This window comes from Curtobacterium citreum (assembly GCF_006715175.1).
In the GTDB taxonomy this organism is placed as follows: domain Bacteria; phylum Actinomycetota; class Actinomycetes; order Actinomycetales; family Microbacteriaceae; genus Curtobacterium; species Curtobacterium citreum.
Window position 1 is genome coordinate 484,026 of the sequence record NZ_VFMQ01000001.1, and the last position, 14,197, is coordinate 498,222.

General features: G+C 73.2%; 14 protein-coding genes. 8 read left to right on the top strand and 6 right to left on the bottom strand.

Translation table 11 applies throughout. The features are described from left to right. Positions 1–124: 124 nt before the first annotated feature. Positions 125–1,132 carry a LacI family DNA-binding transcriptional regulator gene (locus tag FB462_RS02445; protein ID WP_229666921.1) on the bottom strand — a complete coding sequence of 336 codons (1,008 nt, stop codon included), beginning with the start codon at positions 1,130–1,132 and terminating at the stop codon, positions 125–127. A gap of 177 nt (positions 1,133–1,309) precedes the next feature. Here FB462_RS02445 and uriH point away from each other — a divergent pair, with 177 nt between their 5' ends. Genes uriH through FB462_RS02465 form a run of 4 tightly spaced genes read left to right on the top strand, consistent with a single transcriptional unit; the run spans position 1,310 to position 5,594 of the window. Continuing rightward, positions 1,310–2,341: a uridine-preferring nucleoside hydrolase UriH gene (gene uriH, locus FB462_RS02450; protein WP_114850732.1), complete on the top strand. Its 1,032-nt coding sequence runs from the start codon at positions 1,310–1,312 to the stop codon at positions 2,339–2,341. Further along, positions 2,338–3,756, top strand: a complete 1,419-nt coding sequence (uriT, locus tag FB462_RS02455; RefSeq protein WP_208738930.1) for a uridine transporter UriT — start codon at positions 2,338–2,340, stop codon at positions 3,754–3,756. Before uriH ends, uriT begins: the two co-directional genes overlap by 4 nt. Continuing rightward, the gene (locus FB462_RS02460) at positions 3,753–4,610 is read left to right on the top strand and encodes a ribokinase (protein WP_114850733.1); all 858 of its coding nucleotides are present in this window, start codon (positions 3,753–3,755) and stop codon (positions 4,608–4,610) included. Before uriT ends, FB462_RS02460 begins: the two co-directional genes overlap by 4 nt. Positions 4,611–4,658: 48 nt before the next feature. Beyond that, positions 4,659–5,594 (top strand): Ppx/GppA family phosphatase, encoded by a 936-nt coding sequence (locus FB462_RS02465; protein ID WP_141859934.1) that lies wholly within the window; start codon positions 4,659–4,661, stop codon positions 5,592–5,594. 16 nt (positions 5,595–5,610) lie between these two features. Here the strand turns inward: FB462_RS02465 and FB462_RS02470 are convergent, their stop codons facing one another. Further along, complete coding sequence (locus FB462_RS02470; RefSeq protein WP_141859936.1) at positions 5,611–6,216, bottom strand: putative antibiotic biosynthesis monooxygenase; 606 nt, start codon at positions 6,214–6,216, stop codon at positions 5,611–5,613. Positions 6,217–6,273: 57 nt separating this feature from the next. Between FB462_RS02470 and FB462_RS02475 the strand changes: the two genes are divergently transcribed. After that, positions 6,274–6,774, top strand: coding sequence for a DUF6328 family protein (locus FB462_RS02475; RefSeq protein ID WP_114850736.1), 501 nt, complete (start codon positions 6,274–6,276; stop codon positions 6,772–6,774). Here FB462_RS02475 and ku read toward each other — a convergent pair. Then, entirely contained in the window at positions 6,771–7,724 is a 954-nt protein-coding gene (gene ku / locus FB462_RS02480; protein ID WP_141859938.1) for a non-homologous end joining protein Ku, read from the bottom strand. The two genes, FB462_RS02475 and ku, sit on opposite strands and share 4 nt — an antisense overlap. Positions 7,725–7,818: 94 nt before the next feature. On the opposite strand from ku, the gene FB462_RS02485 reads away from it, so the two are divergent. The 3 genes from FB462_RS02485 to FB462_RS02495 all read left to right on the top strand — a co-directional run bounded on the left by FB462_RS02485 (position 7,819) and on the right by FB462_RS02495 (position 11,863). Beyond that, positions 7,819–8,373, top strand: a complete 555-nt coding sequence (locus tag FB462_RS02485; RefSeq protein ID WP_141859941.1) for a hypothetical protein — start codon at positions 7,819–7,821, stop codon at positions 8,371–8,373. Positions 8,374–8,477: 104 nt separating this feature from the next. Further along, the gene (locus FB462_RS02490; RefSeq protein ID WP_141859943.1) at positions 8,478–9,368 is read left to right on the top strand and encodes an SDR family oxidoreductase; all 891 of its coding nucleotides are present in this window, start codon (positions 8,478–8,480) and stop codon (positions 9,366–9,368) included. Then, a complete protein-coding gene (locus FB462_RS02495) occupies positions 9,365–11,863 on the top strand; it encodes an ATP-dependent DNA ligase (RefSeq protein ID WP_141859945.1) in 2,499 nt (832 codons plus the stop codon). The genes FB462_RS02490 and FB462_RS02495 overlap by 4 nt, the downstream gene beginning before the upstream one ends. A 317-nt stretch (positions 11,864–12,180) precedes the next feature. On the opposite strand, the gene FB462_RS02500 is transcribed toward FB462_RS02495, so the two are convergent. The 3 genes from FB462_RS02500 to FB462_RS02510 all read right to left on the bottom strand — a co-directional run bounded on the left by FB462_RS02500 (position 12,181) and on the right by FB462_RS02510 (position 14,197). Continuing rightward, the gene (locus tag FB462_RS02500; RefSeq protein WP_114850741.1) at positions 12,181–12,360 is read right to left on the bottom strand and encodes a hypothetical protein; all 180 of its coding nucleotides are present in this window, start codon (positions 12,358–12,360) and stop codon (positions 12,181–12,183) included. 10 nt (positions 12,361–12,370) lie between these two features. Then, the gene (locus tag FB462_RS02505; RefSeq protein ID WP_141859947.1) at positions 12,371–13,363 is read right to left on the bottom strand and encodes a sugar phosphate isomerase/epimerase family protein; all 993 of its coding nucleotides are present in this window, start codon (positions 13,361–13,363) and stop codon (positions 12,371–12,373) included. 150 nt (positions 13,364–13,513) lie between these two features. After that, positions 13,514–14,197, bottom strand: coding sequence for a fumarylacetoacetate hydrolase family protein (locus tag FB462_RS02510; RefSeq protein ID WP_208738881.1), 684 nt, complete (start codon positions 14,195–14,197; stop codon positions 13,514–13,516).

Below are 14,197 nucleotides of genomic sequence, written 5' to 3' on the forward strand. Positions count from 1 at the left end.
GTCCGTCCGCGCCTCCACCCGAACGGCGCGAGACGCGCGCTGGCGGACGCGACTCGCGCCCGCGGACGCGAGTCGTGCCCGCTGAGCCGAGTCCCGGCCCTGCCGGGCGCGCGGTGCGCGCCGCTCAGCCGCCGGTGCTCGCCCGCCGCACCAGGCGCGTCGGCAGTGCGACCGGCTCGGCCGCCGTGCCGTCGACCGCCGCGAGCAGCCGGAGGGCTGCGGCGCGTCCGAGTTCCGCTCCCGGCAGTGCGACGCTCGTCAGGGCCGGCGCGGTGACGGAGGACGAGGGCAGGTCGTCGAAGCCCGCGACCGCGAGGTCCTCCGGGACCCGCAGCCCGGTCGCGGCGGCGACGCGGAGCACGCCGTACGCCAGGGTGTCGGCGGCGGCGACGACCGCGGTGACGCCGTCCTCGTGCCAGGCCTCGAGTGCGTGCTCCGTCGCGGCTGCGGCGGCGTCCACCGTCAGGTCCGCCCGGGCGCCGAGCTCGGACACGGTGATGCCGGCGGCTGCGCAGGCCTCCTGGAACAGACGGTGCCGGACGCCGAAGGTGGCGACCCGTGCCGTGCCGTCGAGGTACGCGACCCGCTCGTGCCCGCGCTCCCGCAGGTGCGCGACGAGTTCCGCGACGCCCGAGGTCAGGTCGTAGTCGACCGCGACCGCGCCGGTCGGGGCATCCGGGGCGTCGAGCAGCACGACGGGGACGGCGGCGTCGAGCGAACCCCCGGCGGCCGGGGCGTCGACCAGGATGCCCGCCGGCCGGAGCCGCTCGAAGCGCCGGAGGTCGCTCGTGGCCGGCTGCGCCCCGCGCTCGGTGACGGAGAGCACGAGCTGGTACCGGTCGCCAAGGGTGTCCCGGACGCCCCGGATGACCTCGGCGAAGAAGGGGTTCGACAGATCGGGGGCGATGAGCACCACGAGGTCGCCCGTGCCTCGCGCCAGGGAACTCGCCGCGTGGTCGACCACGTACCCGAGCTCGTCCACGGCGTCGCGCACCCGCGCCGCGATCGGGGCGGAGACCCGGCCACGGTCCTTGCCGTTCACGACGAGGGACACCGTGGCGATGCTCGTGCCGGCGCGTTCGGCCACCATCGCCGCGGTCACACGGCGGGCCGGGACGGCGGAGGATGGCACCCGTCGAGCCTAGCGACGCACGCGGCCCGGCAAGCCGAGAACCGCTCGGGGAGTTGACGTCAAACGCTTGACGTGTTTCCATGTCAAACGCTTGACGCGCCGCGCCGGAGTTGGTTCCTCCACGACGCGGACCCCACCGCGTCAAGCACAGACCTCCCGGTCGTCCAGCACCCCCCGATGAAGTGGAGCCCCACGGTGTCCGATGCGACGAAGCAGAAGATCATCCTCGACTGCGACCCCGGCCACGACGACGCCGTCGCCATGATCCTGGCGCACGGCAGTCCGGCGATCGAACTGCTCGCCGTGACGACCGTCGTCGGCAACCAGACCCTGCCGAAGGTCACCCGCAACGCCCTCGCGGTCGCACGCATCGCCGGGATCACCGGGGTGCCCTTCGCCGCCGGCAGCCCGCGCCCGCTGCTCCGCGAGATCGAGGTCGCCCCGGAGATCCACGGCGAGAGCGGCCTCGACGGCCCGATGCTGCCCGAGCCGGCCTTCGCCCTCGACGAGCGGCACGCGGTCGACCTGATCATCGACACGGTCATGGCGCACGAGCCCGGCACCGTCACGATCGTGCCGACCGCCGGCCTGACGAACATCGCCCTCGCCGTCCGCAAGGAGCCGCGCATCGTCGAGCGCGTCAAGCAGGTCGTGCTCATGGGCGGCGGCGTGCACGTCGGCAACTGGAGCGCGGTCGCCGAGTTCAACATCGTCATCGACCCCGAGGCGGCGGACATCGTCTTCCGCGCCGGCTGGGACGTCGTCATGGTCGGCCTCGACCTCACGCACCAGGCGCTCGCCACCCCCGAGGTCGCCGCGCGCATCGCCGCCGTCGGCACCGGCCCGGCCGCGTTCGTCGGGGAGCTGCTCGACTTCTTCGGCAAGGCCTACGAGGACGCGCAGGGCTTCGACTCGCCGCCCGTGCACGACCCCTGCGCCGTGGCGTACGTCATCGACCCGACGATCGTGCGCGCCGTGAAGATGCCGATCGCGATCGAGACCACGGGCACGCACACGCTCGGCATGACGGTCGCCGACCTCCGTGCACCGGCGCCCGAGGACTGCCGCACGAGCGCCGCGATGGAGCTCGACCACGAGCGGTTCTGGGACCTGGTCGTCGACGCCCTCGAGCGGATCGGCGAGACGCCGGACACCGGGTGGACGCCCCGTGCCGGCGCCGACGCCGAGACCGTCGCCACGGAGGCCTGAGCACCGTGACGACCACCTCGACGAAGAAGTCGACCGGCGCCCTCATCGCCGCCCTGCTCGCGGCGTGCATCGCGTTCCAGCTCAACGCGAGCATGCTCAGTCCGGCCCTGGTCACGATGGCGCGCGATCTGCGTACCGACGACGCCACGATCGGCCTGTCCCAGACGCTGTTCTTCACGCTCGCCGCACTGTTCTCGCTGTTCCTGCCCCGTCTGTCCGACATCGTCGGGCGGAAGCGCGTGCTCCTCGGCATGCTCGCGGTCATGCTCGTCGGCAGCATCGTCGCCGCACTCGCCGTGAACGTCCCGATGCTCTTCGCCGGCCGCATGATCCAGGGCGTCACCGGCCCGGTCGTGCCGATCGGCCTGCTCATCCTACGCAACGAGATCGCCGACCCGAAGCGGTACGGCGCGGCCCTCGGCCTGCTGACCGCTGTGAACGGCGGCATCGCCGGCGTCGACGCGCTCGCCGGCGGGTGGATCGCCACGAACTTCGGCTTCCGCGGCATCTTCTGGGTGATCGCCGTCGTCACCGTCGTCGCGACCGTGATGGTCGCCGCGTGGGGCGTCGAGTCGAAGCCCTCGGCCGGCACCCGGATGGACTGGTGGGGCGTGCTGCCGCTGGTCGTCAGCGTCGGTGCCCTCCTGACCGCGTTCAACGAGGCCGGCAAGCTCGCGGCCGCGGACTGGGCACTCGTGGTCGGCGCGGTCGTGCTCGCCCTCGTCGCGTTCTGCGTGTTCTGGGCCGTCGAGTCCCGTGTCCGCGAACCCCTGGTCGAGACGCGGTTCCTCAAGCGTCGGGCGACCTGGGCGCTCCTCGTGACGACCCTGCTCACGATGACCGGCGTCTTCGCGGTCGTGAACGGCCTCGTGACGAGCCTCGCGCAGAACCCCGAGGTCGGCTTCGGCATGGAGCCGGACCTCGCCTCGCTCGCGTTCCTGACGCCCTACGCGCTCGTCGGTTGGGTGGTCGGACCCTTCGCGGGACGGCTCGCGCCGACCCTCGGCTACCGTGCCGTGCTCCGCGTGGGCCTGGTCGGCAGCATCGTCGCCACGGTCGTGATGGCGATCGTCGGCGTGCACTCGCTGCCGGTGCTCGTGGCGGCGACGGTCCTGATCGGCATCACCTACGCGGGCATCGCGAACATCATCCTGAACGGCCTCGGCATCGTGCTCTCGCCGGACTCGAACCCCGGGTTCCTGCCCGGTCTCAACGCCGGTGCGTTCAACCTCGGCGCCGGCATCAGCTTCGCGGTCCTGCCGGCGCTGCAGATCGCCCTCGGGACCGGAGGGTCCGCCGGGACCTCCGGGTACTCGGGTGGCATGCTCCTCGGAGCCGTGATCACCTGCGCGGCCCTCGCCACGTCCTTCCTCATCCCGCGCCCGGCCTCGGCCGAGACAGGAGCCACCGCATGAGCGGCATCGTCGTCGTCGGGAGCCTCAACGCGGACCTGGTGGTCCGCACCGAGCGCTTCCCCCAGCCCGGTGAGACCCTGCACGGGTCCGACCTCGCCACCCTGCCCGGCGGCAAGTCCGCCAACCAGGCGGTCGCAGCCGGGAGGCTCGGGGGCACCGTGCGCATGATCGGTGCGGTCGGCGACGACGGGAACGGTCGACTGCTCCGCGACTCCGTCGCGGCTGCCGGGGTCGACACCACGCACGTCGCCGTCCGTGAGGGCGTGCCGACCGGCACCGCCGTCATCACGGTCGACGCCGCCGGAGAGAACACCATCGTGGTCTCCGGCGGCGCGAACGCCACGCTCACGCCGGACGACCTGCCCGCCGACGCCTTCGACGGCACCGGGGTGCTCGGCCTCTGCCTCGAGGTCTCGATCGACGTCGTGCTCGCGGCCGCCCGCGCCGGACGGGCCGCGGGCGCCACCGTGCTGACGAACCTGTCGCCCTTCGGTGCCGTGCCGCAGGAGCTCCTCGACCTGACCGACGTGCTCCTCGTCAACGAGCACGAGTCGGTCGCGCTCGGAGACCACGGTGTCGCCCGGTCGATCGTGACGCGGGGTGGCGACGGCTGCGTGGTGCACGACGGGGACGCCGAGTCGGTCGTGGTCGAGGCCGTTCGGGTCGACCCGGTGGACACCACGGGCTGCGGCGACGCGTTCATGGGGGCCGTGGCGCTCCGACTCGACGCGGGGGACTCCCTCGTCGACGCGGCCCGGTTCGCCGTCGGCGTCGGGGCGTACGCCGCGACGGAGCCGGGCGCCCAGGCGTCCTACCCGACCCCCGCCGAGCTGGAGCGCTTCCTGCGGTCCTGACCCGCGCCTCCCGTCCGCCCTCCCCGCCCCTCCCACTAGCGTGGTGGCATGCGCGTGGGAGTCCTCGACATCGGGTCCAACACCGGCCACCTGCTCGTGGTGGACGCCCACGGCGGGGCGGCGCCGCTGCCGGCGTCCTCGTTCAAGCAGCCGCTCCGCCTCGCCGAGCACCTCGACGAGACCGGCGCGGTGACGCCCGCCGGGGTCGACGCCCTCACCGTGTTCGTCGCCGAGTCGGTCCGTGTCGCCGAGGACCGCGGGTGCGAGGACATGCTCGCGTTCGCGACCTCGGCCGTCCGCGACGCCGTGAACTCCGACGCGGTGCTCGCACACGTCGAACGGGAGACCGGCGTCGAGCTCGCCGTGCTGTCCGGCGGCGACGAGGCCCGGTTGACCTTCCTGGCCGTCCGCCGCTGGTTCGGCTGGTCCGCCGGACGCCTCGCGGTCTTCGACATCGGCGGGGGCTCGCTCGAGATCGCCGGCGGCGCGGACGAGGCACCCGACGTCGCGTGGTCGATGCCGATCGGGGCCGCCCGCCTGGCCCGCTCGTACTTCGCGGACGGGACCCCAAGCGACGACGACGTCCGCCGGATCCGCCACGAGATCCGGGTCGCGATCGCCCGCGACGCCGGGCTGCTGCTGCGCGCCGGGCGGCCGGACCGTGCCGTCGCGACGTCGAAGACCTTCCGCTCGATCGCCCGGATCTGCGGGGCCGCGCCGTCCGGGGACGGGCCACTCGTGCCACGGGCGCTCGACGGCGCCGAGCTGCGGCGGTTGCTGCCGTCGCTCCTGACCAAGTCGGTGACCGAGCTCGCGGCGCTGCCGGGGGTCTCGCCGAGCCGGGCGCACCAGGTCGTCCCGGGAGCGCTCGTCGCCGAGGCGTGCCTGGACATCTTCGACCTGCCGGCGCTCGAGATCTGCCCGTGGGCCCTGCGCGAGGGCGTGATCCTGGAGCGCCTCGACCAGCTGTCGGTGCTCGGCTGAGGGTGCTCGGCTCGCGCTACCGCTCGCGCGGCGGGGCGAGGAGCCACGGGCGGACGAGCTTCGTCACTGACGGGAGCACCCAGAAGGTCATGATCGGCGTGAGCACGAGCGTCGTGATCAACACGCGGGGCAGCACGGCCAGGTGCCCGAACGCCGGCACGAGCCAGCCGACCAGGTAGGTGAAGGCCAGGTTCACCGGGAAGAAGCCGAGCCAGATGCTCACGGCCTGCTTCCACCGCGGTGGGGCGCTCGAGGTCGGGGCGTCCTGCGGGGCGTCGAACCAGCCCTCGATGCCCGTGCGCTTCTCGACCCGGGACTCCACGACGAGGTCCCGGCCGCGGTCGAGCCACCGGAGCCGGTCGTCGGAGTTCTCCCACGTGGCGAGCTGCTCGTGGTCGGCGAACCGGTAGAGCATGTGCCACTCGTGGCTCGTGGCGTGCGACCGGACCCACCCGGAGCCGAGGAAGCCGGGGTAGCGGTTCGCCAGGTTCACCCCGGACTGCACCCAGGCGGTGGCGTCGGGGATGCGGTCGGGTTCGACGAGGCGGGTGATGGACACGGTGACGGGCGGGCCGGCGGTCACGGATGACGACTGCGGGCTCCAAGGCTCTTGTGGAGTCATGTGGACAGTGTCGCGGAGTCGTGTTTCGGGTGCGTGACGCCGCAGTAGGTTCTGGGCATGAGCGACGTCAGCGGTGGAGCCCGGGACACCGAGCGCGGACGGCACGAGACCCCGACCGAACGCTGGGACCGGAACTGGTCGGACATCCAGCAGGAGCTCCGGATCGTCCAGACGGGGACGCAGATCCTCGCCGGGTTCCTGCTGACGCTGCCGTTCCAGCAGCGGTTCACGATGCTCAGTCCGAGCGAGGAGGTCGTCTACCTCGTGCTGGTGGCGCTCGCGGTGGTCATCACCGTCGTCGCGCTCTCCGCCGTCTCCGCGCACCGGCTGGTGTTCCGGCAGCGGCAGAAGCACGACCTCGTCCGAGCCGGGAACGCGCTGCTCATCGCGGCGCTCGCAGCGAGTGCCCTGCTGTTCTCCGGCACGGTGCTGTTCGTGTTCGACGTCGTGATCGGGGACGTGGGCGGGGTGGTCGGCGGGGTCGTGGTGTTCGTCGGGACGGCGGCACTGTGGGTCTCGATCCCCCTCGCGCTGCGGAGGACGAGCCGGGACGGCTAGCTGGCCTGCTTCTTCGCCGCCGGCGCCTTCTTCGTCGCGGGGGCCTTCTTCGCCGGCGCCTTCTCTGCCGTCGCCGTCGCAGTCGCCGTCGCCTTCTTCGCCGGGGACCCGCCGTCCGCCTTCCGCGAGCTGGACGACGGACGCGACCCCGATCCTCCCGACCGCTTCTTGTCGACGGACGCCCGCAGGGCGGCCATCAGGTCGATGACGTCGCCACCCTCGTCGTCGTCGTCGGAGGACGCCTGCTCGCCGAACGTCTCGGCGGTGTCGACGTCGTCACCGGCCTCGAGCTTCGCGTCGATGAGCTGCTGCAGTTCCTCCTGGTAGGCGTCGGTGTAGCGGTCGGGGTCGAAGTCGGTGGACATGCTGTCGACGAGCGAGGACGACATCTTCAGCTCGTTCGCGCTGACCTTGACCGATGCGTCGAGCGACGGGAACTCGGCCGCCCGGACCTCGTCGCCCCACAGCAGCCCCTGCAGCAGGACGACGTCGTCGTGCACACGGAGCACGCCGAGCCGGGTCTTCTGCCGGAGCGTGAACTGGACGATCGCGAGACGATCGGTCTTCGCCAGCGTCTCCCGGAGCAGCACGTACGCCTTCGGGGAGCGGGAGTCCGGCTCCAGGTAGTACGACTTCTCGAACATCATCGGGTCGACCTGGTCGACGGGCACGAACTCGAGGACCTCGATCTCGTGCGACTGCTCCTGCGGCAGCTGCTTGAAGTCGTCGGCGGTGAGCACCACGGTCTTGTCGCCGTCGTCGTAGGCGCGCTGGATGTCGGCGTGCTCGACCTCGTGGCCGAACTCGCACACGCGCTTGTACCGGATGCGGCCCTTGTCCTCGTCGTGGACCTGGTGCAGGGAGACGTCGTGGGTCTCGGTCGCCGCGTACACCTTGATGGGCACGTTGACGAGCCCGAACGCGATGGAGCCCTTCCAGATCGACCTCATGCGCAACATGATGCCCGCGGGGCTGCGGACGGGTCCTCAGTTCCGAGCGGATCGGCAGGTGTGGACGGGCGTCCGAGGGCGTAGGGTCGCGGGCATGACGGGGGACCAGACGACGACGCAGCGCACCGACGCCGCGCGGACGGTGGACGACGACCGCATCGACACCGTGGGGTGGTGGCAGCTGGTCGGGCTGGCGGTGGTGGGCACGGTCGTCCCCGCGGTCTTCCTCGCGATGCTGCGTGGGCCGATGCCGTGGACGGCCGCCGTCGTGCTCGGCCTCGCCCTCGCGGTCGTGCTGCCCGCGTCGCTGGTGTGGAACTGGTCCCGACGGGGTGGCCGGGCCGCGGTGGCGACGACCCGGCGGTGGGTCCGGGACGGCAGCGTGCCGTCCGACGTCCCCGACGCGGTGTGGCGGCCCCGCGTGCAGCGATGGCTGAGCGACCTCGGGCGCCGGCGGGTGAGCGGCTGGTTCGCGGTCGTGGCCGCCGTCCTGTGGGCGCTCACCGCGCTGGCCGGGTCGACCGACAACTGGGGGCTCGTGCTGGTGTGGGCCCTCATCGCCGCGGTCGGGCTCCTGGGGGACCGGGGCGACCGCGCTGCAGCGGAACGCCTGCTCGCTGCGCCGGCCCGCACGCCCGATCGGGCCTGAGACCCGCGCCCTCCCGCGTGCCCGATCGGGCCTGAGACCCGCGCCCTCCCGCGTGCCCGATCGGGCCTGAGACCCGTTCCCTCCCGCGCGAGCACCATGGGCCCATGAGCCAGCTCGACAAGCAGGACCCGCGTTCGCAGTTCCCCCGACCGCCGTTCCCGCCGCAGACCCAGCAGGGGTCCGGGCTGGCGAGCGCGATGGACCCGCAGCCCGACCACGGCGAGACGAGCTACCTCGGCACGGGACGGATGCCCGGCTACCGCGTGCTCGTCACCGGCGCCGACTCCGGCATCGGCCGGGCGGCGGCGATCGCGATGGCGAAGGAGGGCGCCGACGTCGCCCTGAACGCCCTGCCCGAGGAGCGCGAGGACCTCGAACAGGTCCGCGACGTGATCGGCGACCTCGGGCGGAAGGCCGTGCTGCTGCCAGGTGACCTGACCGACGAGGAGTTCTGCGCCACGCTGGTCCGGGACGCCGTCAGCGAGCTCGGCGGGCTGGACGCCCTGGTGCTCGTCGCAGGGCACCAGCAGGTGCACGAGGACGTCACCGAGCAGTCCACCGAGGACTTCGACCGGACGATGAAGGTCAACCTGTACTCGCTCTTCTGGCTCGTCCGCGCGGCCGTCCCGCACATGGCGCCGGGGAGCGCGATCGTCACGACGAGCTCGGTGTCGGCGTACCAGCCGCAGGACCGGATGATCGACTACGCCGCGACGAAGTCCGCCATCATCACGTACACGAACGGTCTCGCCCGGCAGCTCGCGGCGCGGGGGATCCGCGCGAACACGGTCGTCCCCGGACCGGTGTGGACGCCGCTCCAGCCGATCAGCTACCCGGGCGACGAGATCGCGGCCTACGGGCAGGACACCCCGTTCGGGCGCCCGGCGCAGCCCGTCGAGCTCGGCGGCGCGTACGTGTACCTGGCGGGCCCGGAGTCGTCGTACACGTCCGGCAGCACCCTCACGGTGGCGGGAGCGACCGGGGTCGCGCTGTGAGCCCCGTCTCCCGGCGCACGACGGTCCAGGTCGGGGACCGCCGCATCGCGCTGTCCAACACCGACAAGGTCCTGTACCCGGAGAGCGGGACGACCAAGGGGCAGGTGATCGCCTACTACGAGCGGGTCGCGCCGTGGATGATCCCGCACGTCAAGGACCGTCCGGTGACGCGGAAGCGCTGGGCGAACGGCGTCGACGGCAAGGTGTTCTTCGAGAAGAACCTGCCGGACTCGGCGCCCGACTGGATCCGGCACCACACCATCGCGCACAGGGAGCACGACACCGAGTACCCGGTCGTCGACGACCTGCCGACGCTCGTGTGGATGGCCCAGCAGGCCGCGCTCGAGCTGCACGTGCCGCAGTGGCGGTTCGGTCCTCGCGGTGGCCAGCAGCACCCGGATCGGCTCGTGCTCGACCTGGATCCGGGTGAGGGGGTCGGCCTGCCCGAGTGCGTCGAGGTCGCGGTCGCCGCCCGTGAGCTCCTGCAGGGCATGGGCCTCGACCCGTACCCGGTGACGTCCGGCTCGAAGGGCATCCACCTGTACGCGGCGCTGGACGGCCGGTCCACCGCGCAGCACGTCTCGGAGGTCGCGCACGAGCTCGCGAGGGCGCTCGAGCAGGACCTGCCCGACCTGGTGCTGTCGTCGATGAGCCGCGCGGAGCGCGCCGGCAAGGTCTTCGTCGACTGGTCGCAGAACAACGGCAACAAGACGACGATCGCGCCGTACTCGCTGCGCGGCCGGGACCGGCCGACGGTCGCCGCACCGCGCACCTGGGACGAGCTCACGTCGCGCGGACTCGCCCAGCTCACCCTGGACGAGGTGCTCGACCGCCTGGAGGAGCGTGGGGACCGCCTGCACCCGGTCGCGTCCGCCTCGCTGTCGGTCGGGAGGCCCGACTCGGGTCACTGGGACGGCGACCGGACCCAGCGTGCGAACGACGCGGAGCAGCCGGGTCGCGACCGTCTCGCCGCGTACCGCGCGAAACGGGACGCCTCGAAGACACCGGAGCCGGTCCCCGAGGACGCACCGACGGTCCGGAAGGACGGCACACCGACGTTCGTGGTCCAGGAGCACCACGCGACCCGGGACCACTACGACTTCCGGCTCGAGCACGACGGGGTGCTCGTCAGCTGGGCGCTCCCGAAGGGCGAGCCGACCGACCCGGGGAAGAACCACCTCGCGGTGCAGACCGAGGACCACCCGCTCGAGTACGGCGGCTTCGAGGGCACGATCCCGCACGGCGAGTACGGCGCCGGCACGGTCACGATCTGGGACGACGGCACCTACGAGCTCGAGAAGTGGCGGGAGGGCGAGGAGGTCATCGTCACCCTGCACGGGCGGACGAACGGGAACCGGCGACTCGCGCTCCTGCACACCCGTGGCCGCGGTCGCGGGAAGGACGGCGACGAGAAGAACTGGTTGATCCACCGGACGAAGGAGCAGCCGTCGCGGACGCCCGACGAGGGCGGGGCCGCACCGAGCAGGGGCTCGGGCTCAGCGTCGGACGGGGCTGGGGCGACCACGCCGACCGAGCGGCGCCCGATGCTCGCGTCGCCGGTGTCGGGCACGCCGTCGTTCGACCCCGACGCGTGGGCGTTCGAGATGAAGTGGGACGGCGTCCGGGCGCTCGCCACCGTGCGGGACGGCGCCGTGACGCTCCGGAGCCGGAACGGCAACGACCTGACCGCGCAGTACCCCGAACTCCAGGAACTCGCCGACCGAGCAGGGGTCGACGGGGTGTTCGACGGCGAGGTCGTGGCGCTCGACGACGCTGGCCGCCCGTCGTTCCAGCGGCTGCAGGACCGGATGGGACTGACGCGGAAGCGCGAGGTCGACGCGGCGCGGGCGACCGCGCCCGTGCACTTCCTGCTCTTCGACGTCCTCGAGGCCGACGGACACGACCTCGTCCGGCTCGGCTACGACGCCCGTCGGGACGCCCTGACGACGGTCGTCGACGCCGGCGGTGCGATCGAGGTGCCGCCGGCGTTCGACGGGGACTTCGACGCGGCCCTCGCGGAGTCCGCCCGGCTGCGGCTCGAGGGGGTCGTGGCCAAGAAGCGGCGCTCCCGGTACGCCGAGGGGCGCCGGTCCGAGTCGTGGGTGAAGGTCAAGCACCTCGCCGCGCAGGAGGTCGTCGTCGGCGGCTGGAAGCCCGGTGCCGGTCGCCGCGCCGGCGGGATCGGGTCGCTGCTGCTCGGGGTCCCCGGGCCGGACGGACTCGAGTACGTCGGCAAGGTGGGGACCGGGTTCCGCGACCGCGACCTCGACGAGATCGCGGACGTGCTCCGCTCCCGGGTCCGGAAGACCTCCCCGTTCGTCGACGTCCCCCGACCGGACGCCCGGGACGCGCACTGGGTCCGCGCCGACCGGGTCGGCGAGGTCGTGTTCGCCGAGTGGACGGCGGACGGGCGGCTGCGCCAGCCGTCGTGGCGGGGGTGGCGGCCGGACAAGGACCCGGACGACGTCGTCCGCGAGGCCGGACCCGACACGTGAGGAGACGACCCGTGCGCCGGATCAGGGAACGCACGGGCCGCCGTCGAGGCACCGCGACCGGGACTTCAGGGAAGCCCGGCCACGGTGCGTCCGAGGCCCGGGTCACCCACGATCCCGGACCGCCGGGACCCCCACGGTCCCGGAACACACTGCTGTGACGAGTCGAGTCGCCGGATCGTCACACCCGATCGGAAGTTCTTTCCGCGGCATCGTCCCGCACACGGACAGACCGCCCGGGAGCAGGTGCTCCCGGGCGGTCCGTCGATGTCGTGCGGTCCGACCGTCAGTGCCGGTCGTCCGTCAGTGCCGGTCGTCCGTCAGGCGGCGGGGGCGGGACCGTCCGCCGGGGCGGCGTCGTCCGCCGCGGGCAGGTCCTCGTCGATGAGTTCCTCCTGCTCGGGCAGGTCGACCTCGGCTGCGGCTGCCTTCGCCTCGTCGATGGACTCCTGCGACCGGCGGAGGAGGTCGTCGTCTGCTGCTGGTGCGTGATCCGTCATGACGGTGACGCTACGCCGGCGCCCCTGTGTCGGCGTCGCGCCGCGGCAGGTGCATCCCGGTCGTCGTGTCGATCGCGGGGCCGACGGCGGGTGCGGACGACGGCTCGAAGTCGACGGCCGAGGTCGGCGCCGGGGTCGACGGCATCGCCGGAGCCGCCGGTTGCCCGACCGCGTCGGCCGCGTCGAGCACGGCGCGGGTGGCGGCGGCGGCCGTCCGGAGCGCGTCGGCCAGGGGCATCGCCCGGTGTGCGTCCGTCCGGACCTCGACGCCCCAGGGTTCGTCGTGCCCGAGGTCGCGGGTGATCCGGACCAGGCCGGGCAGGTCCCACGCCCCGGCACCGGGCAGGTGCCGTGCGGAACGGGCTTCCTCGGCCAGGGTCAGGCCCGCCGGTGTGTGCAGGAGCCCGTCGCTCAGCTCCACGGCGCCGAGGACCCCCGGGGTGAGCGCCTGCGCGATCGAGGCGAGCGTCGACCCGCCACGGAGCGTGTGCATGGCGTCGAGGAGCACGGCGCCGTTCGGGTGGCCCGCGGCCGTGACGAACCGCGCCGCCCGCTCGAGCGTCGGCAGGTTCGACCACGTTTCCTGCTCGAGCAGGAGCTGCGCGCCGACCTTCTCGGCCTGTGCGGCGAGGTCCACCCAGTCGTCGACCATGGCGACGGGCGACACGGCTGCGACTCCGCTGTCGGCGCGGGCGACGACCTGCCACGCACCGAGCGCGGACGCGGCCTCGAGCAGGACGCCCCGGTCGGCCTCGTCGTCGGTCGAGCGCTGCGGCGACGACCACCATCGGACGAGGGGGCCGAGCTGGACCCAGACGATCCCCGCCCGGTCGAGCACCCGCCGGAGCGCGGCGAAGCCCGTGGTCGCCCGCACCTCGTGCAGGTCGTCGAGCGACAGGGACAGCCCGGAGAACCCGGCGTCCCCGACCGCCCGGACCCGTTCGGCGACGGGAGCGTCGCCGGCCCAGGTCCCGGACGTCGCGAGCAGGTCGTGTTCCTGCACGGTGCACCTCCTGGCTCCGGACACCCGCCGTCGCCCCGTCGCAGTGCTGGTGTCCTGGTGATCCCGGCGCAGCTGGTCCCCGCGCGCCGTGCACCATGTGTACGCCGTCCACCTCGACGGGCTCCCAGCGGGCTCGCGCCGGGCGGCGGCTCAGACGATGCGCGTCGTGACCGAGCCGACCCCGGCGATCCTGCCCTCGAGCCGCTCACCGCGCGCCAGGGGTCCGACGCCGTCCGGGGTCCCGGTCATCAGGAGATCGCCCGGCGCGAGGGCGACGAAGCGCGAGAGTTCGGCGATCGTCTCGGCGACCGACCAGATCTGGTCGGCGAGGTCCCCGGACTGCCGCAGCTCGCCGTCGATGTGCAGCGTGACCGCTCCCGTCGTCGGGTCGACGTCCGCCGCGGGGACGAGCCGGCCGATCGGTGCCGAGGCGTCGAACCCCTTCGCGAGGTCCCACGGCCGACCGAGCCGCTTGGCCTCGGCCTGCAGGTCCCGCCGGGTGAGGTCCAGCCCGACCGCGTACCCCCAGACGAGCTCGAGCGCCCGGTCGGCCGGCACCTCGCTGCCACCCGCTCCGAGGGCGACGACGAGTTCGACCTCGTGCTCGAGCCGGTCAGTCTGCGGCGGGTACGGGGTGTCCCCGTCGTCCGTCACCAGGGCGCTCGCGGGCTTGGTGAAGAAGAACGGCGGCTCGCGGTCCGGGTCGTGGCCCATCTCACGGGCGTGCGCGGCGTAGTTCCGCCCGACGCAGTACACGCGGCGGACCGGGAAGCGGCCGCCGGTCGAGGTCGGCAGCGTCGGCTGCTCGGGCGGGTCGATGACGAGGTCGGACAC